Below are 23,797 nucleotides of genomic sequence, written 5' to 3'. Positions count from 1 at the left end.
TGAAGATTATTAATTTTTATTCAGAAAAAAGGGAGCTGAACAGAATTCATATTGAATTCGTCGTCCACTCCCAGCTTGCTTTGCTTGTAGAATTTCTTGATGAAATTCTCTTTGCTGGGGGCCCCGCCCGCAAGGATGACTAGAACTGAGAAAAGCTTAATTTAGGCGCCTTCTCAGTTCAGTCAGCTACTGCTAATTTGCAAAATAGCATCATTATATTATTTATGTCCCAAGCCTTATTGTAAATTATTCAGGTCTAGGGTTACGTTTCATTTTCACGTATTGAGAAATACTGTACAATACAATACCAATCCAAATGAGCGCGAACGTAACAAGTTGCTGCGCATCAAAATGTTCTTTAAATGCGAAAATGCCTAAAAAGAACATGATTGTTGGACCAACGTATTGAATGAATCCTGTTAGAGATAACGGAATACGTTTGGCACCGGCTGAGAATAAGATTAATGGAATGGCAGTTACTGCACCTGAGAACATCAACCAGAATGTGTCCATATTCAAACCTACTGATGATGTTCCAGTGTTCCATAAATAGATCATATATATTAATCCGGCTGGCGCTGTAACGATACATTCAATCGCGATACTGCTTATGGCTTCAATTTTAACAATCTTCTTCAACAAGCCATAAATACCGAATGAGAATGCTAACATTAATGAGATGACTGGGAATTCTCCAACGCGAATCGTCATATACAGAACTCCGATTGTCGCAAAGATGATTGCTAACGTTTCAAATTTATTGAATCTTTCTTTTAGGAAGATGAACGCTAATAATATACTTACTAATGGGTTAATATAATAACCTAAACTAGATTGAAGTACGTGTCCATTTGACACAGCCCAGATGAACGTTCCCCAGTTAATTGTGATCACATAACCAGCAATAATAATGACGATTAGTTCAATTGGATGTGAGAATAAATGTTTTAAATCACGTTTGAACGTTTGTGATTTCTTTAAAACTACGATCATTAGTATCATAAAGATCATAGATAATACAATGCGGTAAGCTAAGATTTCAAATGCACTAACGCCACCAATTAATTTCCAATAAATTGGCAAGATACCCCATAATACATAAGCACCTAACGCATATAGAATCCCTTTTTTAAATTCAGTATTGGAATTCATCCTAACCCTCCTAACGATATAACCCTGGAAATATGTTTTAATTAATAAAACTATGGTACCAATAGTTAAGAAAGTTAGGTATATAAACTGCTCAAATTATTCAAATTCTTAGTAATTTAGGTTGAATTTATTTGAATTTAGACATCCGCACCTCTAACATCACACAACCCGAAGTCTCCCTTTTACCAAACAAAAAAGAACCAGCGCCTAGAAAGTCGCTGATTCTGACATAAATATTGATATTCAATTATCCACCAAAGAATAAATCGACAATATCACTCGTTCTATTATTATTTGTTTTATAAAATTCTGTATAGCCACAATTTTTACAAGTTATTGTTTTAAAGTTGTTATGCTGCACATCAAACATCTTAGATAGTCCAGATCCTGTTGCTGATAATGTTCCCTCTTCCACTTCCGTATGTCCACATTTCACACATCCGTTTCCTGTATTTCCAGTCATAAACAACACTCCTTATATTGTTTCTTACTTGTTCTATAACCTGTTTCCTATCATTTAATCTTTAAATAAGTAATAACTTATTGCGCATTTAAAATATAACTAATGACATTTTTTCATTGCCATATTCAAACATTTTCAATGGAATTTCTCACATAATTATCATAAGTAGAAGGTTCTTACATTGGACTTTGATATAGTTCCGCGACTCTCTCCATGACCTTGTCACACCGTTGTCACAATTACTGTGACAAAGTCGCATTTTCTTTGTGTTGTAGACGCTTTCTTGTGCCATTACAATTGAATTATCAAATCAGAATAAAAAAAGAGGTGTAGTTATGGCTCAAACAGAGACACAAGAGAAAAAAGGTCTCGGCCGTAAAGTTCAAGCGTTTGGTTCATTCCTTAGTAGTATGATTATGCCAAACATCGGTGCTTTTATCGCATGGGGCTTTATTGCTGCGATTTTCATTGATAATGGTTGGTATCCTAACAAAGAATTATCTCAATTAGCAGGACCAATAATCACGTACTTAATTCCATTACTTATCGCATTTAGTGGTGGTCGTTTAATTCACGACTTACGTGGTGGTATCGTTGCAGCGACAGCAACTATGGGGGTTATTGTTGCATTACCAGATACACCAATGTTACTTGGTGCAATGATTATGGGACCACTTGTTGGTTGGTTAATGAAGAAAGTTGACCAATTCTTACAACCTAGAACACCACAAGGCTTTGAAATGTTATTCAACAACTTCTCAGCAGGTATTCTAGCATTCATTATGACAATCCTTGGCTTCAAACTATTGGCGCCAATTATGCAATTCATCATGCACATCTTATCTGTAGCAGTTGAATTCTTAGTACACTTACACTTATTACCAATCGTAAGTATCATCGTAGAACCAGCTAAAATTTTATTCCTTAACAACGCGATTAACCATGGTGTATTCACACCTCTTGGTACTGACCAAGCAGCAAGTGCAGGTCAATCAATTTTATTCGCAATCGAATCAAACCCTGGACCAGGTATCGGTATCTTATTAGCGTACATGATCTTCGGTAAAGGCACAGCGAAAGCAACTTCATATGGTGCAGGTATCATCCACTTCTTCGGTGGTATTCATGAAATTTACTTCCCATATGTATTAATGCGTCCATTATTATTCATCGCTGTTATTTTAGGTGGTATGACTGGCGTAGCAACTTACCAAGCAACTGGTTTCGGATTCAAGAGTCCAGCTTCACCAGGTTCATTCATCGTGTATTGTTTAAATGCACCTAAAGGTGAATTCTTACACATGGTATTAGGCGTATTCTTAGCAGCACTTATTTCATTCGTAGTTGCAACATTAATTATGAAATTAACTTATGTAATTTTTAAAATTTGAATTGTATTCTTTGTCTAATTCTAAATTACTCAATTTTATTATGTGGTTATTTATATTTTCTTGGCTGCTACTCAATCTATTAATGTTTAATATCTTTAATTCTTCTATATTGCTAAGCAATAATACTTTTTCTCTAATAAACTTATTTTCTTCTTTTAATATACATATTAATGTATTAACTTTTTCTTTTTAATCAGTCATATTATAATCCTCTATTAGATATTAAATTAGTAACATAATATAATTATACATGGATTTATAATAAAATATGTCATAAAAATATGTGATTTTAATTTAACTTCAAAAATTCAAATTGTAGAAACGTATATATTTTAATTGAAAGAAAGGTATAAGTTTTTTGCTATCTAACTTTAAATTAGTATATATTAAGTTTACATAATGTTTTATATTGTTTTGGTTCCATCTCCTAACTATTTTTTAGCTAATTGATTTTCAATAAAAAGTTAAATCTCATTCAAAGTTTCAGTAAGACGTGATTTAGCTCTTAGTTAATATTTATATTAAAGGTTATATTATTTCTATTTTCGTTTCGTAATATAATAGTTCGTATTTTAAACTTTCCTCTAACTAACGCTTTTTCTTTTTTCGATTTGTATAATAAGCATGACCGAAGAATGCGATGTTCATTCCAATAATCAACACGATGTAAAGTACAAGTGATATTGTTAAAAATTGCTCGTTAGAATGGCTATGTGCTTTAAAGATTTGTCCTATTATATTAGGTAAGCAAACGATAAATAATACAAGTGCAAATAGTTTTTGTTTAACTATGAAACATAGTAACATGACGATTGCTAATAATATGAGCCCAGTAATGATGCTTTGGGTTTGATTTAGTGTCACAAGTGTATATATTGGATATCTTTTAGCAATAAACGTACTTAAAACCATCAGTGAGAAAAGAACTACTCCCCCTATGAATGCATAGACATACACACGTTTAGCATCGCCATATTTCATAATAGCTTTTTTTATTAAAAATAATGGCACGACAACACTTATTACGAAGATAAAGATTGTATTTAAAATATATCCTAATGTGATCGTAAATTCATTTTCAAAGAAATCTGGAATTGTGAATATCGCAAACATAAAGAGTACGAAGTACGTTAAATATTTAGGTAACCCTTTGGTAAAACTCATTTCTTTAGAAAAGTTGTCGGCATAATCTTTAACTGGTGTGTTTAAAATATTACTAACATCATCACCATTCGCTTCTACCATTTCAAAGTGATCTTGCAATTCATCTCCAATAGCGTGTACTTCATCTTCATCCTTACCTCTAAACATTAATTCTGCCTTTAATTTAAATATATAGTCCTCTTGTTCTTTAGTCATCATATTCATCACTCCCGAATAAGTTATTCATTCCTGAGTTAAGATAACTCCATTTCTCTTTGAATCGTTCTAACTCTTCTTGTCCTCTTTCAGAAATCGTATAATACTTCCGCTTAGGTCCACCGTTATCCGATTTGCGCGTGGTTGTGTGAACATAGCCTTTCTTGCTTAACCTAAGCAATACAGGATAAATACTACCATCGCTAATTTCAGGAAATTGGTTTTCTTTTAATTTCTCTAAAATTTCATAGCCATACGTCTCGCCCTTAGCTATAAGTCCAAGTATTGCACCATCTAAAAGCCCCTTCATCATTTGATTAGATACTGACATGTCATCACCTTTTATTAACTATCTTATAATATAAGATAGTGTATTTTAATAAATAAGTCAACTATCTTACTATAAAAGATAGTAGTTACTTAATGGTTTAATCGCTACGTTAATTAACGAGTTACATAAATGACACATTAAAACCCCCAGCAACTTTGACGCGCCTGGGGGATTTTTCATGCTAGTAACTTATATATTATAATTCGTTTTGTATAATTTATAATCAAATCGCTAATGTGTTAAAAGGTATAGATTATCAATGTATTTTACTAAGACTTTAAAAGATCATAATCGATCTTACTTATTGATATATTGCTTTTCCAAAAGATGCATCTGTACTTTCACCAATCACTTCCGATAGTGAAGGATGTGGTTGTATAATTCGAGAAATATCGTTTAATGTACCGCCCGAAACCTTAATGCCTAAGATTTCACTAATTAAATCTGTCGCATGAGGTCCAACGACAAACCCACCTAAAATCTTACCATCCTGCTTATTCGCTACTATTTTAACCATTCCTTGTGTTTCACCTTTTAAGATTGCTTTAGGATTCTTCTGAAAAGGTGCAGTCGTCACTTCAACCTCATAACCCGCTTCTTGTGCTTGTAATTCTGATAAACCTACTGACGCAGATTCCAATCTTGTATAAATACATCTTGGTATATCCTCTTGATTAATCGTCTCTAGTTGTTTGCCTGCAATATATTCTGCCACATATTTACCGTGTGCACTTGCAGTATGTGCTAACTGATAGCCTGGCACTAAATCACCAATCGCATAGACGTGTGCGTAACTAGTTTCATAATGTTCATTAACTTGTAAACATTTGCCATTTTGTTCTAAATTAAGTGCCTTAGCTACATGAACATTAGGTTGTCGTCCTGTCGCAAAGAGTAATGTCTCGTATGGTATTTCCTTAGGACCATCTTTTCCACCAATTTCCAAAGTCTTTGCATTTACTTTCTTAGTTTCTGAATTGGTGATGATGTTAACACCTTGTTGTTTCAAATAGGTTGATAGATGGTCACGTATTTCTTTAATTTCACTAGATAGGATGCTATCGCCCTTTTCCAAAATCGTAACATCTACGTCTAAATCAGCCATTGATGAGGCTATTTCCGAGGCAATAACGCCCCCACCAATAATCACAAGCTGTTTCGGCAGTTGTTCCATGTCGAAAAACGTATCAGCTGTTTCAAAGTGCGCTTTGTCTAGCCCTTCGATTGGTGGTACGAATGGCTTTGTTCCTGTCGCTAAAATAATATCTTTCGCGGTATAAATAGTTTGATCGACTTGAACTTTTAATCCTTCTAATACTTCTGCTTCCCCTTCAATAAAATCAACGTTGTGTTGTCTTAATGCGTCTCGAACATCATCCGTCACTGTCTTAACCACTTGATCTTTACGTTGTACGAGACTAGTTACATCAATGTCTATGTGATTCGTTTTAATTCCCCAATTGTTTGCAGAATTAATATCTCTCACTTTAGCACCATATTCTAAAAATATCTTCGACGGTATACAACCTACATTGAGGCATACACCACCAACGTGCTGTTTCTCAACAATCGCTACATTTTTGCCTAGTTGTGCTGCTCGAATTGCTGCGACATAACCTCCAGGTCCTGCTCCAATAACGATCAAATCATACGATTTAGACATCATTTGTACCCCTTTCACCTTTGAAGTTGTTTTCATCCCTTAATAACCTTTGTTATGAACATAACCACTTGTTTAATGTGTAAGCGCTTTTATACCCTTTCAATTATATATTAGAGTTATATTTTTATAATTTCAAATAAACGTAAGTGACAGAATTTTTACTTTTTCAATAAAGGGATTTGTGTTGTGCGAAAGGATTGGAAGTGTGGTTTGAGACATGAAAAGACCCCCAGCACTTTTTTGTGTACTGAGGGTCTTAATCAAATTAAATATATTTGTTATTAAAGAATTAAGAGATATGGATTTTCAATATATTTAGCTAATACTTTTAAGAAATCGGCAGCGCTCGCACCATCAAGAATTTGATGATCAAACGTTAAACTTAATGGAATACGTGATACTTGTTTAACACTATCTCCTTCAAGTACAACTTCTTTAGAAAGTGCACCTACACCTAGTATTCCTGTTTCACTCAGGTTAAGAATTGGTGTGAAATATTCGATGCCACTCGTACCCATGTTGGTGATTGTGAATGTAGCACCTGACAGTTTAACATCATTTGTATTACCATCACGTACCGCTTCTGCTGAAGATTTAATCTCTTTAGCTAAAGCACCAATACTTTTAGTGTCTGCATTATTTATAACTGGTACCATTAACCCTTCGTCGAGTGACGTTGCCACACCTAAATGAACATCATCATATTCTGTAAGTTGACCATTTTCATATCGAGCATTCATTGCACCATAATCTTTAAGTGCTAAGACGATGGCTTTAGCTAGCAATGCTGTGACAGTCAATTTAGTATCTTGATTTGCATTCTCAAGTTCAGCTGATAGTTTGTTTTTGAAATCTAACAAACGGTCAGCATCCACTTTACGATGTAATGTGAGTTGTGCTGTTTCGGCCAAGCTTTGACGCATATTCTGTGCTATACGCTTACGCATTGGATTTAGTCCTTCACCGACATTAGCACTGTTAAATTTAGTGTTCTTATCCTCTTTAGATTGCATATCCTCATTTTTTGCTTCAATATCATATCCTTGCTCTTCTACACGTTGAATATCTAATTTTGTTATACGATTATTACCACCTGTACCTTGAATTCTAGTGATATCAAAGTTTTTATCATCCGCCATCTTGCGTGCAAGTGGTGATATAAAGATACGTTTACCATTTTGGGGTTCAACATTATTAGACTTATTTGTATCTTCATCATGATTACTATCATCTTCATTTACAGAAGTTGTATCGCTCGTTTGTTGTTCTTCATTTTCTGAATGTGAGTTATTTTGTTCTTCGTTTTCAGATTCAGTCGTACTACTTGATTCAGTACTTTCGCCTTCGTCTCCAATAATACCAAGTACAGATTTAACTTCAGTTTCTTCTCCGGCTTGAACTTTAATTTCGAGTAATGTACCACTAGCTGGCGCTTCAACGTCTTGAGTCAATTTCTCAGAACTAATCGTACATATACTTTCACCTTGTTCAACCACATCTCCCTCTGCTTTAAACCACTCTTCGACTGTTCCTTCTTTCATTGTCATACCGAGTTTTGGCATAATAATATTTTCGCTCATCGTTCAACACCTCCTTGCCTATGAATTAACTTGTTTCAAGTCTTCAATTAGTTCAGATGCGACATCTAATACTTTATCTACGTTTGGTATATAGGCTTGTTCAAGGTTTGCTGCGAATGGAACTGGTGTATCCGGTGCAGTGACTTTCTTGATTGGTCCATCTAAATAATCAAAACCGATATCACCAATAACAGATGCAACATCTCCTGCTACATTACATTGTGGATTTGATTCATCAATTACAATTAAACGACCTGTCTTCTTCACTGATTCTAGAACTGTCTCTTCATCCCATGGTGACACAGAGCGTAAATCAATGACTTCAACTGAAACGTTATCTTCTTCTAATTTGTCTGCTGTTTCTTCAGCTACTGCCACCATTTTACCGATTGCTACAATTGTTAAATCATCACCTTCACGCGTCACTTTCGCTTTTCCAATTTCTATTGTATAGGGTTCTTCAGGTACATCACCTTTTTGTCCTAATAACGTTTTATCTTCTGAAAAGACTACTAAGTTATCATCTTGTACTGCTGCCATTAATAAACCTTTAGCATCGTAAGGATTAGAAGGAACGACTACTTTTACACCAGGTATTGCTGCAAACATGTTATACAATGATTGAGAATGTTGTGCCGCTGCGCCTGCACCAGCGCCATGAACTGTACGTACAACTAATGGAATTTTAGCTTTACCACCAAACATGTAACGCATTTTTGCACCTTGGTTCAAAATAGGATCTAAACCGAATCCAATAAAGTCATTGAACATTAATTCTGCAATAGGACGCATACCGGTAGCTGCTGCACCTACAGCAGAGCTGAGTGTAATATGCTCTGCGATTGGTGTGTCAATAACACGATCTCGACTATATTTTTTCGCAAGTCCTTTAGTTACACCAAAAACGCCACCAAATGTATCGTCATCTTTAATATGTTCTACACCTGCACCACCTGAAACGTCCGTACCAATGAGAATAACATTATCATCTTGTTCCATTGATTGATCGATTGCTTCGTTAATTGCACCCATAAATGTTAACTTGCGTTCTTCACTCATAGTTATGACCTCCTTTTAGGCAAATACATCTTCGTGTAATGAATCTACATCTGGTAATTCACTTTCATCTGCATATTTCACCGCATCTTCTACTGCTTGTTCAGCTGCTTTTTCAATTTCATCGACTTCTTCTTCTGTTAACCAACCTTCTTCAAGTGCTTGACGTTTAAAGTCTTCCGTTGCATTCTTATCTGCATTACGATCATTTGGTGATTTAACTTTTTGTTCGTCCCCTTCAAAATGACCATATTTACGATACGTGTCACACTCAATTAGCGTAGGGCCTTCACCATTTTTTGCTCGTTCTACAGCTTCTTGCGCTGCTTTATAAACTTCAACGACATCCATGCCATCCACTCTGACACCAGGCATGTTATAAGCTGAAGCACGCTCTGCAATTGTTTCTGAAGCACTGGCATAATCATGTGTTGTACCTTCACCGAATTGATTGTTTTCACAAACAAAGATAACTGGAAGGTTTAAGATTGAGGCAAAGTTAAGGCCCTCATGGAAATTACCTTCATTGGCTGCACCATCACCAAAGAAACATACAGCAACATTCTTTTTACCTTGATTTCGAATAGAAATACCTGCACCAGTAGCAAGTCCGAAGCCACCACTTACGATACCATTAGCACCGAGCATTCCTTTATCTATTTCTGCAACGTGCATGGAACCACCTTTACCATGACCAAGTCCATCACGTTTACCCATTATCTCCGCCATCATGCCATTAAGGTCACATCCTTTGGCAATTGCATGTCCGTGTCCGCGGTGTGTACTTGTAATATAGTCGTCGTCTTCAAGTTGTGACATTACACCAGTTGCTACAGCTTCTTCGCCTACGTATAAGTGAACAAAACCAGGAATCTTACCGTCACTAAAGATTTTATGCACCTTTTCTTCAAAATATCGAATTTCATTCATCGTTTTATAAATCCAACGTGCTTGTTCTTTTTCCATCGTTAGTTCCTCCTATCATTCATTGATTTGTTCTGTTATCACATATGAATGGCTTTTCCAAAGTATGCATCCGCGCTCTCGCCAATTGCTTCGGATAGAGAAGGATGTGGTTGAATGATGTTAGATAACTCATTCATTGTACCTTCTGAAGCTTTGACACCTAATATTTCACTGATTAAATCTGTAGCATGTGGACCAACAATAAAAGCACCCAAAACCTCTCCATATGCTTTATCAGTCACAATTTTAATAAAGCCTTGTGCTTCTCCTTTTACGAGTGCCTTTGCATTTCCTTGAAAAGAAGATTGTGTAACAGATACGTCATAACCCGCTTCTTTAGCTTGAGACTCAGATAAACCAACTGATGCTGCTTCAAGACGAGTATAAATACAACGTGTAATATTGTTTAGAGATACTGGCGTTGGTTTTAATCCAGCCAAAGTTTCAACAACATGTAATCCATGTGCACTCGCTGAATGTGCAAGTTGATAACCCTTAACAAGGTCTCCAATAGCATATACATGATTAATTGTTGTTTGATAATGTTCATCGACTTGTACAAATTTACCATCCATATCGATATCTAGATATTCAGCTACCTTGATGTTCGGTTGTCGACCAGTTGCCACTAATAAAGTATCAAATGACACATCTTCATGATTATCCAAAATCACTTTAGAGGTTGTTACTTTAGATATCTTTGCGCCTGTTAAAATTCTTATACTTTGATTCTTCAAATGGTCCTTTAACAGTTCACGTACTTCTTCAATCTCGGTGAGAAGAATATCTTCATTAACTTCAATCATTGTAACCTCGACTCCTAAGTCAGCCATTGAGGATGCTAACTCAGTAGCGATAACACCGCCACCAATAATTGCGAGTTGTTTAGGCAACGTTTCTATATCAAAAAATGTGTCTGTCGTTTCATACTTTATGTCATTTAATCCCTCAATAGGTGGAATAAAAGGTTTACTACCAGTTGCTAGAATAATATCTTTCGCTTGATATGTTTGATTATTAACTTTAACTTCTAAATCTTTTGTTACAGTAGCTTCACCCTTAATGAAAGTAACTTTGTTTTTCTTTAATAATTGCTTCACACCACCTGTGAGCGTGCTAACAATGTGTTGTTTACGTTGCACTAATTTAGAGAAATTCACTTTCATCGCTTGTGTCTCAATTCCCCAATCATTAGCCTTACGTATATCATGTGCTTTCGTTCCATGTTCGAGTAGTGTTTTAGAAGGTATGCAACCTACGTTTAAACAAGTCCCCCCTGCGTTTGTTTTCTCTACAATTCCAACCTTTTGACCTAATTGTGCAGCGCGAATAGCGGCAACATATCCACCAGGTCCTGCACCAACCACAATCAAATCATATGAGTCCGTCATCACTATCACCCACTTCCGTAAGATCATATCGTTGTGCATCCCAAAACATACTGTAAAAACATAGAAATGAGATATGCTATATTCTTAATGTAAGCGTTTTCTCATTTCTTTAAGTACATTTTATACTCATGAGTTTGAATTTTCAAATAATTGTAAAATTAAATTTTTATATACTTATTTCTATTATTTCATATAAGTTTTATAAGATTTGGAAGATTATCTTGCTACTCACTCAAATAAAAAAACCTCTAACCAAGTTGGCTAGAGAGTTGTATTACGGTTGTAATTTCATTATTGCGCCAAAGTTTTGTTGTGCGTTTGTGAATGTAATAAATGCAATGAGTTCAACAATTTCTTCTGTTGTTAAACTGTCTTTAAGTACGTTAATAATATTGTCCGGAATTTGGTCACCCATCTTAATAAACACTTCTGTAAATCCTATGCAAACGGACGATTTTTCATCTTTAAGACTGCCGGTAGGTTGACCTTTAGCTTTACAGTACTGACAACCGTTCTTTTGCGCTAACATTCTTCTTAACTCTTCTTTTAATTCTTTGTTAAGTGCGCCGTCATTTTCTAACACATCACTTAGCTGTGTCCATGATTGCATTAATTCTTCTTGATGACCTAATAATTTTTGAAAAGGTGTATTACCATTGTTCGAAGACTCTATAATCGACATTTGTTATCTCCTTTTTAAACTAATGCGTCTTTAATCTTTTGCAGTCCTTTTATCATGATTTCACGTGGAACAGCGATGTTTATTCTGATATGTCCTTCTGCGTTATGAACGAATTGTTCTTGTCCTTCAATGATAACGCCGGCGTGTTTGATGAAATATTTAGCGATTGGTTCATCTATGTGTTTTGCTTTAATGTAATAGCTTAGATCAACCCATGCGAGGTAGGTTGCTTCTGGAATTTTAAATTCTGCATGTGGCAGTTCTTGTTCTAAAAATTGTGCTAGGTATTTAAAGTTATCGTCTAGATAATCATTCATAGCAGCTAACCAGTCTTTGCCCTTTTCATAAGCTGCCTGTGTCGCAACGATACTTAATGGATTCTCAGAACTAAAGTGATGTAACTTCCATGTCTTTAATAATCTTCTATTCGGAATAATAAGGTTAGAGAACATTAAGCCTGCTATATTAAATGCCTTACTTTGAGACATTGCGGTAACAATCTTATCGTAATCTGGCACTGCTTTAGCAAAAGGTACATGTGTTTGACCGTCACGTTTAATGTCGCAGTGAATTTCATCTGAGATGATCCATACGTCATTATCGACCATAATTTGTCCCAATTGCTTTAATTCATCTTCTGACCATACACGACCTGTTGGATTATGCGGATTAGCAAAAATACATAATTTAATATTTTCTGTTTCCACTTTTTGACGGACATCTTCAAAGTCGATTTCATAGTATCCATTATGATTAATCATAGGAGAATATACCGTCTTAATATTATTTTTATCACAAGCCATTTTAAAAGGACCGTAGCTTGGTGTAAAAATCAACGCTTTATCATCATCGTCACAAATATAGCTTACAAGTTCAATTAACCCTGCAACAATCCCATGAGAAAATACAAGGTGTTCTTGCGGAAATGTATAACCAAATCGTCGTTCTGTCCATGACATAAAAGCCTCATAATAATCTGTGCCAAATATGTTGGTATAACCTAGAATCTTTTTATCGAGTCTGTCTCTTATCGCATCTAACACAACTTCAGGTGTCGCGAAATCCATATCAGCTACCCACATGCGAATCAGTTCATCATGTTCTTCTAAATCTGAAGTATCTGCGTCTCCAAATAAATAGCCTTTATAACCTTCTACATTCATCGCATTAGTAGAACGACGATCTATGATCTCATCAAAATTGTACGTCACATGAATGCCTCCTAGAATCATTGTTTAATAAGTCTTATTGTAATACTTCCCATTTATGAATTCACTTTTTAAGATTTCCACTTCTAAATATAAAAAGTGGGAGAAAGACAAAGAATTCATATAAAATTCTGCCTCTCTCCCTATTCTAAAAATTTACGCAAGTCCATCAATAACGTAAGTCACACCTAGAATTGCAAATGTGATGGCTATCATCGTTGATACTAGAATCATCCCCATCATAGGGTTAAATAGTAAAATAATTCCTAATAGTAAGCCTAAAACGTTAACAATGATAGATAGTCCCTTCAAACGGCTTTGTTTTGAAATGGTCATTAGTCCAATAATTGAACTTACAATAAACCATGCGGCAAACATAAATATGAAGAAGGTTGAACTTGCCCCAACGTTAAATATCACAAGTAGTCCAAATATGATATCAATAATTCCTATGACAACAATTAATCCTGAACCGCTACCGGCAAGCGCTCTCGCAGCACGACGGAATAATAGTTGAATCACACCATTAATAAGAATAAATAAGCCAATAAGCCAAGTAAGTGTGTAGAAATTTTTAACAGGATAACTGAAAATGATAACTGCAACAATTAAGAGTAACGTTCCCATAATTAAGCTTGACCATTTTAATTTTCCATTGTCTTGTGCCATTCAAATTCCTCCTCTCATTAAAAAATAGTTAATATATCAAGTATATTGAAGTTGCGTTGGACTAACAACGAATACATCTTACATCGTTTTACATGAAACATATTATATTTAATTCACGACCTCTTCAGTTTCTTACTTCTCCGAAAAGGGTAGACTGAACGTAGTATAAAATTAGGAGGCGTATCAATGAATACAAAAAGAGCATTAGTTGTAGTAACAAGTGTAACGAAATATCCTGATATGAATCGTCCAACTGGATTATGGTTTGGTGAGGTTGTTCATTTCGCGGATGTCTTATATAAAAATGGTTATAAAGTACATTATATTAGTCCAGAAGGTGGATATACTGCCATTGACCCTCAAAGTTTACAAGAAGATATGATGACAGATTTAGACTGGGAATATTATCAGAATAAAGACTTTATGACACGTCTTGGTCATACAGTTACACCTGACGCAGTTAAAGCTGAAAATTATGATGTCATTTATTTCGCTGGTGGTCATGGTACAATTTGGGACTTCAAAGATAATGAAGATTTACAAAAGCTAACTCAAGAAATTTATGAAAATAACGATGTTGTTGCTTCTGTTTGCCATGGTGCAATTGGCTTATTAAATGTAAAAGATGCTGAAGGTAAACATATTATCGATGGTAAAACGGTTACTGGCTTCTCAAATAGTGAAGAACAAGCAGTGGGCTTAGCCGACGTTGTTCCTTACCTTACTGAAGATGAACTTAAAAATCGTGGTGCAAACTATGAACAAGGTGATAACTGGACTGAGTTTGCTGTAGCCGATGGTCGCATTATTACTGGCCAAAATCCACAATCTGGTAAAGCCGTAGCAGAAAAATTCTTAGAATCTCAAAAGTAAAATCTTAGTCTACCCGCATAGTAAAATTTACAAAGATGCCTACATGATTTGGAACAATAATGCTTTGATTCCAATATGTAGGCATCTTTATTTATCTATATTAAATTACAGCATATTCACTTTTAACATATCAATGACACCGCTAGAGGCACCAGGGAAAGCAAAGATTAATTGATTTAAATCTTGTGCTGTCATGCGTTGATTAATAATAAATACGAGTAAGTTTACTAAATCAGCTGCATCGACGCCATATATATCTGCGCCAACAAGTCGTTTCTCTTCATCTAAAACGACATACATTTCTGCATCTGTTTCATTTTTATATTCGAATGCCATTTGTTTACCAAACGGAATGTGTTTAACTGTGTAACGTTCATTTTGCTCAGCTCCTTGAACACTAACACCAATTTGAGAAAGACGTGGTAACGAGTACAATACTGACGGAATCGCTGGGTATTGTATTTCATCTTGCGTCATTCCTAAAATATGTGCAGCAATATAATTTGATTCAAATGTCGCTGTTGGTGTTAATTTAGGTATAGCTTTATCTAAGACATCGCCACTTGCATAAATATTGCTCACATTTGTTCTTAAATGACCATCTACTGAAATACCTTTCTTACTATATTCGATACCTACTTGATCTAACCCAATACCTTCTACATTTGGATTTCTACCTGTCGCATCTAAGACATAATCTGTATCAATCGTTAATCCAGATGCTGTTGAAACCTTGTATGCTTCACCTATTTTTTCTACTTTTTGCGTCTCTTCATCAAAGTAGAAATGTACGCCTTCGTCTTCTAATTTTTTAATGAGTTGTGTTACGTGTGTTTGGTTAAAACCTTTAAGTGGTTTATCAGAGTGGTGAATCATAGTCACTTCTACGCCTGATTTGATCATTATTGATGCAAATTCCACACTTATTATACCTACACCTATAAATGTCATACGTTTTGGAAGTTCATCCATAGATAAGAAGTCACGACTATCATGAGTTAGTTCTTTACCTTCAATATCTAATTTATTACTGTGCTGACCTGTCGCAATGACAATGTTCTCAGTTTGTAATGCCTCATCATTCACTGTCACTGTGTGTGCATCTTTAATTACACCAGCACCCATATAAACATCGATACCTTGTTGCTCGAACATACCTTTTAACATGCCGTTCATAGGATTAATCACTTGTTTTTTATAATCCATTAAGTTTTCCCAGTTCACATGCAAGTCTTGTGATTGAATAATACCGTTATATTGTGCTGATTCTTCCAACACTTCGTAAGGTCCTTCAAGTAAGATTTTGGCGTTACAACCATAATTTGTACATGTACCTGCAATCGTATCTTTTTCAATAATAGCAACATCTTTGCCTGCATGTTTAAGTGTTAGTGCTGCATGCCATGCTGCGTGTCCGCTTCCTATAAATACAACATCGTATTGTTTCATTTAACTCATCCTTTTTTATTTATTCGTGAGTGCTTTTAAGGACTGTTCTAAATTGCTTAAGACTGCTTTCGTTTCGTTATATTGAGTTTCATCAAATTTTGGAGGTAAACATTGTGCGACTGCCTCAAAGACTGCTTCTTGTTGCTCATGCCCCTTTTGCGTTAAAGAGACGACTAATTGACGTTTATCTGCCTCTGAACGTTGTCGTTTAACCCACCCTGACTGCTCTAATCTCTTTAAAAGTGGGGTCAATGTATTACTTGATAAATCTAACTGTTTACCTACTTCATGTAAGGGTTGATTATCGTGTTCCCATAAAGCGAGTAAAACCAAATACTGAGAATACGTTAATCCAAATGGTTTCAATTGTTGTTCATAAAATTTCGCGAATAAACGACTCACATTATAAGCAGAAAAACAAAGTTGATTTGCGAGTTTCATATCTTCGTTATTCATGGCATCACCTCTTTTCAATCGTGTACGATTAATTAAAGTTTAAACAATCGCGCACGATTAATCAAACAATCTGTTTAAACAGACATAAAATAACCTCCATACCTTTAAATGGTAGGAGGCTATGGGGTAATACATATTTATCTTAACTTTAAGCTATAATAAAGCATATTTTAAATTTATTATTTATCTAAGAAACCGTTTGGGTACACCATTACTTTCAAGGCATCACCTTTACTTGTACGTGTTAATTCCATGGCTTCTTTCGTATCATTTAGTTCGAATTGATGTGTGAATAATGAGTCGATATCAGCATCTGTTGTACTTAAAATTTGAATGCCTTGTGGGTACGTATTCGCGTATCTGAAGACACCCACAATATTAATTTCATGGTTCGCAATAAATGGCACATTGATTTCGTTCATATCTTCTTGAGGTAAACCAACAATAGCTAAAGTACCGCCATCTTTTAATGAATTTAATGCGCTTCTTAAGGCGATCGGGTTACCTGCTGTTTCGATTGCATAGTTAACACCTTGACCGTCTGTTAATTCTTTAATGCGTTCAACGACGTCTTCATTTTTAATATTTATTGCTGTTGTTGCCCCTAAACGTTTAGCCGCTTCTAAACGATTATCTTCTAAGTCTGAAACGATAATGTTTGTTGCGCCATAAGCTTTAGCAGCTACAACTGCCATTAAACCAACTGGACCCATACCCATAATCACAACAGTTGATCCTGGTTTAATATCCGCACGCTTACATGCTTGTAAACCTACTGAGAATGGTTCAACAAGGGTTGCTTGTTCATAAGTCACTGAGTCTGGTAAATGATAAAGGAAGTCTGCCGGATGGCTTACGTATTCACAGAACGCACCATCGTATGGTGGTGTCGCCATAAATTCCATATGTGGACATAAATTATATTGTCCAGATTTACAATATTCACATTCACGGCAAGGTTCACCTGGTTCGATAGCAACACGATCTCCTACTTTAAAGTCTGTTACTTCATCCCCAACTTGTGCTACCATACCAGCACATTCATGTCCTAATACGATTGGTTTTTCGACTACGAATTCACCAACACGACCATGTGCATAATAGTGAACGTCAGAACCACAAACACCTACTGCCATCATCTTGATTAAGACATCTTTAGGTCCTACTTTTGGCATATCTCTTTCGACAATTTCAATATCATAAGGTTCATGCATTAATGCAACGTTCATTTTCTCCGGAATAGTTTCACTCATAAATAACATCCTCCTAAGTTTATGTATCTTTTATTATTCTTTCACTGAAAAAGATATATGTAAACGATTTCATAAAAATTTATATAGTACTTTTAAACAAAAATAATGAATTCACAAGAATTTTTCGATAAAAAATACGCTTCCCTAAAAAGAGAAGCGCACATCATCTACTACATATTACCTATTGATAAATATTTCGTTTCTAAGTATGGTTCGATGCCTTCTGTACCACCTTCACGACCATAACCACTTTCTTTCATACCGCCAAATGGTGCGTGAGCTGCTGATGGACCGCCATCATTCCAACCAATGACACCATAATCAAGTGAGTTATATAGATGGAAGCCAGTACGATAATCATTTGTGAAGAAGTAAGCAGCTAAACCAAATTGTGTATCATTCGCCATTTGAATGGCATCTTCTAGATCTGAGTATGTTGCAATCGGTACGATAGGTCCAAATGTTTCTTCTTGCATTGCAAGCATATCTTGATTCGCATTTGAAACGACGACAGGTTTTAAGAAATTGCCGCCCATTTCTTGTGCTTCGTCTAATGAGCGTGATAATTTAGCGCCCTTAGATTCTGCATCTTTCAATTGATTAACCACTTTCTTCACGCCATCTTCGTTAATCAATGGTCCAATAGTCACGTCTTCATCCATACCATTTCCGACTTTTAATTCATGGACTTTTTGCGTTAATTGTTGAACAAATTCTGCTTCAACCGCTTCGTGAACGTAAACTCGGTTCGCACAAATACAAGTTTGTCCTGCATTACGGAATTTTGAGGCAATTGTTTGATCTACGGCATATTCAATATCCGCATCTTCGTGAACGATTAATGGCGCTAGCCCACCTAGTTCCATTGTGACATTTTCAACTGATTCAGCAGCTTGTGCGATAAGTTTCTTGCCGACATTTGTTGAACCAGTAAATGTAACTTTCTGCATTACAGGATGTTTTGTGAATAATTCACCTGCATCTTTACCAGGCATAATGACATATTGAACGGCATCTTCTGGGATTCCCGCTTCATGCGCCAATTCAATGAGACGAATAGTAGTTAATGGTGTTTGCGTCGCAGGTTTACATACAATCGTACAACCTGCAGCTAATGCTGGCGCAATCTTACGCGTAATCATTGCGGCTGGGAAGTTCCATGGTGTTATTGCTCCTACTACGCCTACTGGGAATTTTTTCACAATAATATTTTTATTAGGTGTATTAGCTGGAATTGTACGTCCGTAAATACGTTTAGCTTCTTCGGCATACCAAGAAACATATGAATTCGCATAATCCACTTCACCTTGTGCCTCTTTTAAAGGTTTACCACCCTCTTTAGTAATCAGTTCTGCCAATTCATCTTTATGTTCATTAATTAAAGAGAACCATTTATACAACTTATCTGCACGTTCATGTGCATCTACTTCTCTCCAAGATTTAAACGCTTTATGCGCTTTCTCAATTTGTTGTTTGGCTGTTGTTTCACTTGTATATTCTAATGTTTCAATTACTTCGTTCGTCGCTGGATTTAAGACTTCTAATGATGCCATATTCATCCACCCCTTTTAGAATTATTGATATAAGTATATACCCGTAGAAATAGATTATCTATCAAACCGTTTTCTATCACTACTAGTTTCACTTTCCTGATACCTACTTTACTTGATAAAATATGTAGACTACATATAACAATTAATATGAGGAGTTTTTATGAATAAAAAGATATTTGTCATAGGATCTGGTTTAAGTGGTTTAGTTGCATCGACAGAACTATTAAAGAAAGGCTATCACGTAACGATGTTAGATCAAGAACCTCGTCAAGCGATTGGTGGTCAAGCTTATTGGTCATTCGGCGGGCTATTTCTAGTTAACTCAAAGATTCAACAACGCCTAGGCGTTAAGGATTCATACGAACTTGCACTGAATGATTGGTTAGGATCTGCACAATTTGACCGTCCAGATGATGAGGACTATTGGGCGAAACAATGGGCTGAAGCGTACGTGCGATTTGCCACTTTTGAAAAGGAAAACTATCTAAAAGAGATGGGCGTTCGCTTAACACCTATCTTAGGTTGGGCTGAACGTGGTGGCGCATCAGCTTCTGGTCATGGCAACTCTGTACCACGTTTCCATATTACTTGGGGGACAGGTCCTGGATTAGTGGAACCCTTTAGTCGTTTCGTACTTGAAAAAGAACAAGAAGGTCAATTTAAATTCTTGCCACGTCACCAAGTGACTGACATTGGCATCGAACATAATCAAGTCACTCACATTTCTGGCATCATTTTAGAGCCAAGTGACGTTGAACGCGGAGAGAAATCATCTCGTACCGTAATAGATACGTTCCACTACGAGGTCGATGAATTGCTAATTACCTCTGGCGGTATTGGTGCCAACATGCCACTTATTCGAAAATATTGGCCTAAACGTTTAGGCAATCCTCCAAAGACAATGATACAAGGTGTGCCTGATTCAACTGACGGCCACTTGATTCAAGTTACAGAAGATGCCGGTGCCAATATCGTTAATAAAGATCGCATGTGGCATTATACTGAAGGCATTCAAAACCATAGTCCAATTTGGTCTAATCATGGTATTCGTATCATTCCTGGTCCATCATCAATGTGGTTCGATGCGACAGGTAAACGTATGGCTGCACCAGATTACCCTGGATTTGATACATTGCATACGCTAGAGACAATTATGAAGACAGGTTACGATTATTCATGGTTTATTTTAACCGAAGATATCATTAAGAAAGAATTTGTACTTTCTGGCTCTGAACAGAATCCAGATTTAACTGACAAAGATATCAAATTATTACTTCAAGAACGATTAGGTAGTAAGGCAACGTCTCCAGTAGAAGCCTTTATGGATAAGGGACCTGACTTCATACTTGCCGATGATTTAGGCACGCTAGTTCGAAAAATGAATGACTTGGCAGGTAATGACTTACTTAACTATGAAACAATCAAACATGAAATTAAAGCTCGCGACTTACAAATTGATAATCCATTTACTAAAGATCCACAAGTCGCATTTATCAATAATGCACGTCAATTCTTAGGTGATAAACTCGTTCGTACTGCTAAACCTCATAAAATATTAAGTGGAAGAAACGGACGTTTAATAGCCGTAAAATTAAATATTATTAGTCGTAAAACGCTCGGTGGTATTCAAACGAATCTCGATGGGCAAGCACTTAATCCAAGCATGCAACCGATTCAAGGACTATACGCCGCTGGAGAAGCATCTGGTTTTGGTGGTGGCGGTGTTCATGGATATCGTGCATTAGAAGGTACTTTCCTAGGTGGTTGTATCTTTAGTGGTATTCGTGCAGCTGAAGGCATCCACCATCATATACAGTGAATTTCATAAATATACACTTCTAAAATAAAGTATTTTCAAAATGTATATCCCACCACTTTTTATGCATTTTGTTGTAAAATTATATCAAATATTATTTTTTTCAAGTAATAGTTATCAATTTTACAATTTTTTGCAAAAGAAGGTGATGGTATGCCTCGCGATAGCTTGAAATCTTTGAAAAATAAAACTGTAACCGTCATAGGTCGAATTGAACATATTACTATAACACCTAAAGTGAAAATTCCAAACAAGCCTATTTTCTCAAAAATTTTATTAATAGATGTTAATATTGGCGGTCAGTATTTCGATCACGTTTGGGTTTATGCATCAAAGAGATACTTTCATAACCAAGAACCCTTTTTACAACAAGTTGTAAAGTTTAAGTCTAAAGTAACGCCTTATGTTAAACATGGCCAACGTGGTTACGTCGAAGATTATGGTATTGATTATGTCAAAAGCTTAAGCATACTGCCTAATACGTCAATGGAAGAATATGACGAAAGATATTATGATGATGATATTACTGTAGACTTTTTCTTAACGAATTAAAAGCACATTGCAAAGCTTGATTAACTATCAAGTGCAATGTGCTTTTGTTATTTTATTTTACTTTTAAACCACGATAACGGTTCAATGTTCCGATAAATTCTTGCTTACGAGGAAGCGCTAAATTACCAGGATGTCCATCAAAGTTAGATATCGCTTCGATGCCTTCTTCGTCAATTAAGTCGTACATTTGATTCGTTGCCTCAATAAGACTCTTATGATTATCTATAAAGTGATGTCTAAAGTAATTCATCATAACGGTCAACGCATTGGTTTGACTGTCATCTACTAATTGTTCTAAACCAGATATATCTATTGCATCTTTGCGGTACATCACTGTGTGCAGCCCTTTGGCTTTCATTCGATCGTCTTTTCCTTTTTTAGAGAATGAAGCATTTAAAGGCACACGAGATGGAATCGCACCAAATTGCGTATTTGCCTGTAGGTCACGCTGATATCCATCTGATTGTGCAATGTCTTTCGCCTCAGCAGTCACATCTTTCAAATGATACTCATCCATCATCATGACTTGATCAGCCACGTCAAAATAATCACCAGACCCACCAACAATTAGAATAGTTGAAACTTGATGCGCTTCAAAAAGTGGTCTCACTTTATTAGAAAATGGTGTTATAGGTTCTTTATCAGGCGCAATTAACTTTTGCATACGACCATCACGAATCATAAAGTTCGTCGCCGATGTATCTTCATCAATAAGTAGCGTTGACGTTTGTGCTTCTAATGCTTCCATGACATTAGCTGCTTGTGATGTGCTGCCACTCGCATTGTCAGTTGAAAAGTGCGTTGTATCTTTCTTGCCAGGTAAGTTATCTATAAATGGACTAATGTTAACATTTTGAATTCCACGTCCATCTTCAGCTCGTATCTTCATAGCGTCATGACGTGTAATAACAAATTCACGACCATCATTTGGAATATGATCATAGACACTACGTTCAAGCGCTTCTAATAGGGTCGATTTACCATGATAACCACCACCAACGATCAATGTTATGCCTTCAGGAATAGACATCCCTGTGACTGCCCGACCACTTGGTAAATTGAATGTTGTTTCGAAAGCTTGTGGGCTCGTAAATTGAATGGCACCTTTCATTGGCTCATCGGATACACCGCTTTTTCGTGGTAAAATGGCGTTGTTTGCGACAAAAGCGACTAAGTGTTGTTGTTCAAGTTGATTTCTAATATACGTTTGGTCTAATTTTAAGGTTACTTGATGTTGAAGTGCTTGTTGATCAATATTTTGATACATGATGGCTTGATCTACTATCTTTGGTAAGCCATTTATAAGTGTATGGGCCGCAGCTTTTCCAAGAATCTTACGTCCTGCTGCTGGCATACCAACTTCAATGCGCACTTCAATTTCTTTATCATTAATTACGACTGATGTACGTTCTAACATTTCTTGACCACAATGGTCGATGAAAATTTTACCGTTTTTACCTGAACCTTTAACAGTACGATTAAATGCCGTAGCTTGATGGCCAAATGCTCTAGTTAAGAAATCTGATACTGCAATACGTTTATCTTTCTCATCTAATAAATCACTTGGAATTTTAGCGACATCACGTTGAATGATTAGACGCATTTTTGAAGGTGGCGCAAAAGGATCCACCTGTACATGATCTATTGCTAAGTGAAATTGATCAAAAGCATATATACCTTTCGTTCGTTTATACGCTCCATATTTTTGCCCATCTAACGATTTTAATGTCTTTTCAAGATCTATTGAGCGCTTCATCATTATTCCTCCGTTCAGTATGTGTCTATTCACATTTTACCCAACCTAACCGGCACGCATAACTTCATTCAAGAAATTCTTGATTTGAATATAAAAAATGCATCTCAAACATTGGATTTTCATCCTACAGTTGAGATGCATATCATCGAATTATTAAAACTTCTAAAAAAAATTCTTT

The 23,797-nt window shown here is 35.9% G+C and carries 20 protein-coding genes and 1 pseudogene; 4 read left to right on the top strand and 17 right to left on the bottom strand.

The annotated features are described in order from the left end of the window. Positions 1–246: 246 nt before the first annotated feature. A complete protein-coding gene (rarD, locus tag EQ029_RS00820) occupies positions 247–1,152 on the bottom strand; it encodes an EamA family transporter RarD (RefSeq protein ID WP_046308885.1) in 906 nt (301 codons plus the stop codon). Between the two features lie 247 nt (positions 1,153–1,399). Beyond that, positions 1,400–1,615 (bottom strand): zinc ribbon domain-containing protein, encoded by a 216-nt coding sequence (locus EQ029_RS00815; RefSeq protein ID WP_037537490.1) that lies wholly within the window; start codon positions 1,613–1,615, stop codon positions 1,400–1,402. A 335-nt stretch (positions 1,616–1,950) separates the two neighbouring features. On the opposite strand from EQ029_RS00815, the pseudogene mtlA reads away from it, so the two are divergent. Then, positions 1,951–2,985 (top strand): annotated as a pseudogene (mtlA, locus tag EQ029_RS00810) (mannitol-specific PTS transporter subunit IIC); the annotation flags it as partial. 609 nt (positions 2,986–3,594) lie between these two features. Here the strand turns inward: mtlA and EQ029_RS00805 are convergent. From EQ029_RS00805 to EQ029_RS00760, 10 genes are all read right to left on the bottom strand, one after another. After that, entirely contained in the window at positions 3,595–4,368 is a 774-nt protein-coding gene (locus EQ029_RS00805; RefSeq protein WP_057504684.1) for a hypothetical protein, read from the bottom strand. Further along, complete coding sequence (locus EQ029_RS00800) at positions 4,358–4,696, bottom strand: PadR family transcriptional regulator (RefSeq protein WP_057504683.1); 339 nt, start codon at positions 4,694–4,696, stop codon at positions 4,358–4,360. Before EQ029_RS00800 ends, EQ029_RS00805 begins: the two co-directional genes overlap by 11 nt. 301 nt (positions 4,697–4,997) lie before the next feature. Beyond that, positions 4,998–6,359, bottom strand: a complete 1,362-nt coding sequence (gene lpdA / locus EQ029_RS00795) for a dihydrolipoyl dehydrogenase (RefSeq protein ID WP_037558251.1) — start codon at positions 6,357–6,359, stop codon at positions 4,998–5,000. A 281-nt stretch (positions 6,360–6,640) separates the two neighbouring features. Continuing rightward, on the bottom strand, positions 6,641–7,939 hold the full coding sequence (locus EQ029_RS00790) for a dihydrolipoamide acetyltransferase family protein (RefSeq protein WP_016930551.1): 1,299 nt from the start codon (positions 7,937–7,939) through the stop codon (positions 6,641–6,643). Between the two features lie 18 nt (positions 7,940–7,957). Then, positions 7,958–8,998, bottom strand: a complete 1,041-nt coding sequence (locus EQ029_RS00785) for an alpha-ketoacid dehydrogenase subunit beta (RefSeq protein WP_011274554.1) — start codon at positions 8,996–8,998, stop codon at positions 7,958–7,960. A 15-nt stretch (positions 8,999–9,013) separates the two neighbouring features. Then, positions 9,014–9,961: a thiamine pyrophosphate-dependent dehydrogenase E1 component subunit alpha gene (locus tag EQ029_RS00780; protein ID WP_037558252.1), complete on the bottom strand. Its 948-nt coding sequence runs from the start codon at positions 9,959–9,961 to the stop codon at positions 9,014–9,016. Between the two features lie 38 nt (positions 9,962–9,999). Continuing rightward, entirely contained in the window at positions 10,000–11,352 is a 1,353-nt protein-coding gene (gene lpdA / locus EQ029_RS00775; RefSeq protein WP_057504682.1) for a dihydrolipoyl dehydrogenase, read from the bottom strand. Between the two features lie 274 nt (positions 11,353–11,626). Beyond that, on the bottom strand, positions 11,627–12,034 hold the full coding sequence (locus EQ029_RS00770; protein ID WP_011274551.1) for a carboxymuconolactone decarboxylase family protein: 408 nt from the start codon (positions 12,032–12,034) through the stop codon (positions 11,627–11,629). Positions 12,035–12,048: 14 nt separating this feature from the next. After that, the gene (locus tag EQ029_RS00765) at positions 12,049–13,245 is read right to left on the bottom strand and encodes a 3M3SH-releasing C-S lyase (protein ID WP_057504681.1); all 1,197 of its coding nucleotides are present in this window, start codon (positions 13,243–13,245) and stop codon (positions 12,049–12,051) included. Positions 13,246–13,398: 153 nt separating this feature from the next. Further along, positions 13,399–13,911 carry a DUF308 domain-containing protein gene (locus tag EQ029_RS00760; RefSeq protein WP_011274548.1) on the bottom strand — a complete coding sequence of 171 codons (513 nt, stop codon included), beginning with the start codon at positions 13,909–13,911 and terminating at the stop codon, positions 13,399–13,401. 186 nt (positions 13,912–14,097) lie between these two features. Here EQ029_RS00760 and EQ029_RS00755 point away from each other — a divergent pair, with 186 nt between their 5' ends. Then, positions 14,098–14,784 carry a type 1 glutamine amidotransferase domain-containing protein gene (locus EQ029_RS00755; protein WP_011274547.1) on the top strand — a complete coding sequence of 229 codons (687 nt, stop codon included), beginning with the start codon at positions 14,098–14,100 and terminating at the stop codon, positions 14,782–14,784. A 105-nt stretch (positions 14,785–14,889) separates the two neighbouring features. Here the strand turns inward: EQ029_RS00755 and EQ029_RS00750 are convergent, their stop codons facing one another. The 4 genes from EQ029_RS00750 to EQ029_RS00735 form a co-directional block, all read right to left on the bottom strand. Further along, on the bottom strand, positions 14,890–16,233 hold the full coding sequence (locus EQ029_RS00750; RefSeq protein WP_011274546.1) for a dihydrolipoyl dehydrogenase family protein: 1,344 nt from the start codon (positions 16,231–16,233) through the stop codon (positions 14,890–14,892). A gap of 15 nt (positions 16,234–16,248) precedes the next feature. Continuing rightward, on the bottom strand, positions 16,249–16,689 hold the full coding sequence (locus tag EQ029_RS00745; RefSeq protein WP_011274545.1) for a MarR family winged helix-turn-helix transcriptional regulator: 441 nt from the start codon (positions 16,687–16,689) through the stop codon (positions 16,249–16,251). A gap of 179 nt (positions 16,690–16,868) precedes the next feature. Then, positions 16,869–17,942, bottom strand: a complete 1,074-nt coding sequence (locus tag EQ029_RS00740) for an NAD(P)-dependent alcohol dehydrogenase (protein ID WP_011274544.1) — start codon at positions 17,940–17,942, stop codon at positions 16,869–16,871. A 170-nt stretch (positions 17,943–18,112) separates the two neighbouring features. Continuing rightward, a complete protein-coding gene (locus tag EQ029_RS00735; RefSeq protein WP_011274543.1) occupies positions 18,113–19,495 on the bottom strand; it encodes an NAD-dependent succinate-semialdehyde dehydrogenase in 1,383 nt (460 codons plus the stop codon). A 160-nt stretch (positions 19,496–19,655) separates the two neighbouring features. Here EQ029_RS00735 and EQ029_RS00730 point away from each other — a divergent pair, with 160 nt between their 5' ends. Together EQ029_RS00730 and EQ029_RS00725 are read left to right on the top strand one after the other, a co-directional pair. Next, entirely contained in the window at positions 19,656–21,314 is a 1,659-nt protein-coding gene (locus EQ029_RS00730; RefSeq protein ID WP_016930548.1) for an FAD-binding dehydrogenase, read from the top strand. A 150-nt stretch (positions 21,315–21,464) separates the two neighbouring features. Further along, complete coding sequence (locus tag EQ029_RS00725) at positions 21,465–21,863, top strand: hypothetical protein (RefSeq protein ID WP_011274541.1); 399 nt, start codon at positions 21,465–21,467, stop codon at positions 21,861–21,863. A 52-nt stretch (positions 21,864–21,915) separates the two neighbouring features. On the opposite strand, the gene EQ029_RS00720 is transcribed toward EQ029_RS00725, so the two are convergent. Further along, a complete protein-coding gene (locus tag EQ029_RS00720) occupies positions 21,916–23,619 on the bottom strand; it encodes an ABC-ATPase domain-containing protein (protein WP_053020428.1) in 1,704 nt (567 codons plus the stop codon). Positions 23,620–23,797 lie beyond the last annotated feature (178 nt).

The sequence above is a fragment of the Staphylococcus haemolyticus genome (assembly GCF_006094395.1).
GTDB lineage: Bacteria > Bacillota > Bacilli > Staphylococcales > Staphylococcaceae > Staphylococcus > Staphylococcus haemolyticus.
Note: the sequence above shows the minus strand (reverse complement) of the source record. Positions and strands in the feature narration are given on the sequence as shown.

What these genes read in the sequence shown, in the direction of transcription:
- rarD (WP_046308885.1), bottom strand. Translation starts at nt 1,152, where the DNA reads ATGAATTCCAATACTGAATTTAAAAAAGGGATTCTATATGCGTTAGGT.
- EQ029_RS00735 (WP_011274543.1), bottom strand. Translation starts at nt 19,495, where the DNA reads ATGGCATCATTAGAAGTCTTAAATCCAGCGACGAACGAAGTAATTGAA.
- EQ029_RS00745 (WP_011274545.1), bottom strand. Translation starts at nt 16,689, where the DNA reads ATGAATAACGAAGATATGAAACTCGCAAATCAACTTTGTTTTTCTGCT.
- EQ029_RS00770 (WP_011274551.1), bottom strand. Translation starts at nt 12,034, where the DNA reads ATGTCGATTATAGAGTCTTCGAACAATGGTAATACACCTTTTCAAAAA.
- EQ029_RS00780 (WP_037558252.1), bottom strand. Translation starts at nt 9,961, where the DNA reads ATGGAAAAAGAACAAGCACGTTGGATTTATAAAACGATGAATGAAATT.
- EQ029_RS00725 (WP_011274541.1), top strand. Translation starts at nt 21,465, where the DNA reads ATGCCTCGCGATAGCTTGAAATCTTTGAAAAATAAAACTGTAACCGTC.
- EQ029_RS00790 (WP_016930551.1), bottom strand. Translation starts at nt 7,939, where the DNA reads ATGAGCGAAAATATTATTATGCCAAAACTCGGTATGACAATGAAAGAA.
- EQ029_RS00800 (WP_057504683.1), bottom strand. Translation starts at nt 4,696, where the DNA reads ATGTCAGTATCTAATCAAATGATGAAGGGGCTTTTAGATGGTGCAATA.
- lpdA (WP_057504682.1), bottom strand. Translation starts at nt 11,352, where the DNA reads ATGACGGACTCATATGATTTGATTGTGGTTGGTGCAGGACCTGGTGGA.
- EQ029_RS00750 (WP_011274546.1), bottom strand. Translation starts at nt 16,233, where the DNA reads ATGAAACAATACGATGTTGTATTTATAGGAAGCGGACACGCAGCATGG.
- EQ029_RS00815 (WP_037537490.1), bottom strand. Translation starts at nt 1,615, where the DNA reads ATGACTGGAAATACAGGAAACGGATGTGTGAAATGTGGACATACGGAA.
- EQ029_RS00740 (WP_011274544.1), bottom strand. Translation starts at nt 17,942, where the DNA reads ATGAGTGAAACTATTCCGGAGAAAATGAACGTTGCATTAATGCATGAA.
- EQ029_RS00760 (WP_011274548.1), bottom strand. Translation starts at nt 13,911, where the DNA reads ATGGCACAAGACAATGGAAAATTAAAATGGTCAAGCTTAATTATGGGA.
- EQ029_RS00755 (WP_011274547.1), top strand. Translation starts at nt 14,098, where the DNA reads ATGAATACAAAAAGAGCATTAGTTGTAGTAACAAGTGTAACGAAATAT.
- EQ029_RS00720 (WP_053020428.1), bottom strand. Translation starts at nt 23,619, where the DNA reads ATGAAGCGCTCAATAGATCTTGAAAAGACATTAAAATCGTTAGATGGG.
- EQ029_RS00785 (WP_011274554.1), bottom strand. Translation starts at nt 8,998, where the DNA reads ATGAGTGAAGAACGCAAGTTAACATTTATGGGTGCAATTAACGAAGCA.
- EQ029_RS00805 (WP_057504684.1), bottom strand. Translation starts at nt 4,368, where the DNA reads ATGATGACTAAAGAACAAGAGGACTATATATTTAAATTAAAGGCAGAA.
- lpdA (WP_037558251.1), bottom strand. Translation starts at nt 6,359, where the DNA reads ATGTCTAAATCGTATGATTTGATCGTTATTGGAGCAGGACCTGGAGGT.
- EQ029_RS00730 (WP_016930548.1), top strand. Translation starts at nt 19,656, where the DNA reads ATGAATAAAAAGATATTTGTCATAGGATCTGGTTTAAGTGGTTTAGTT.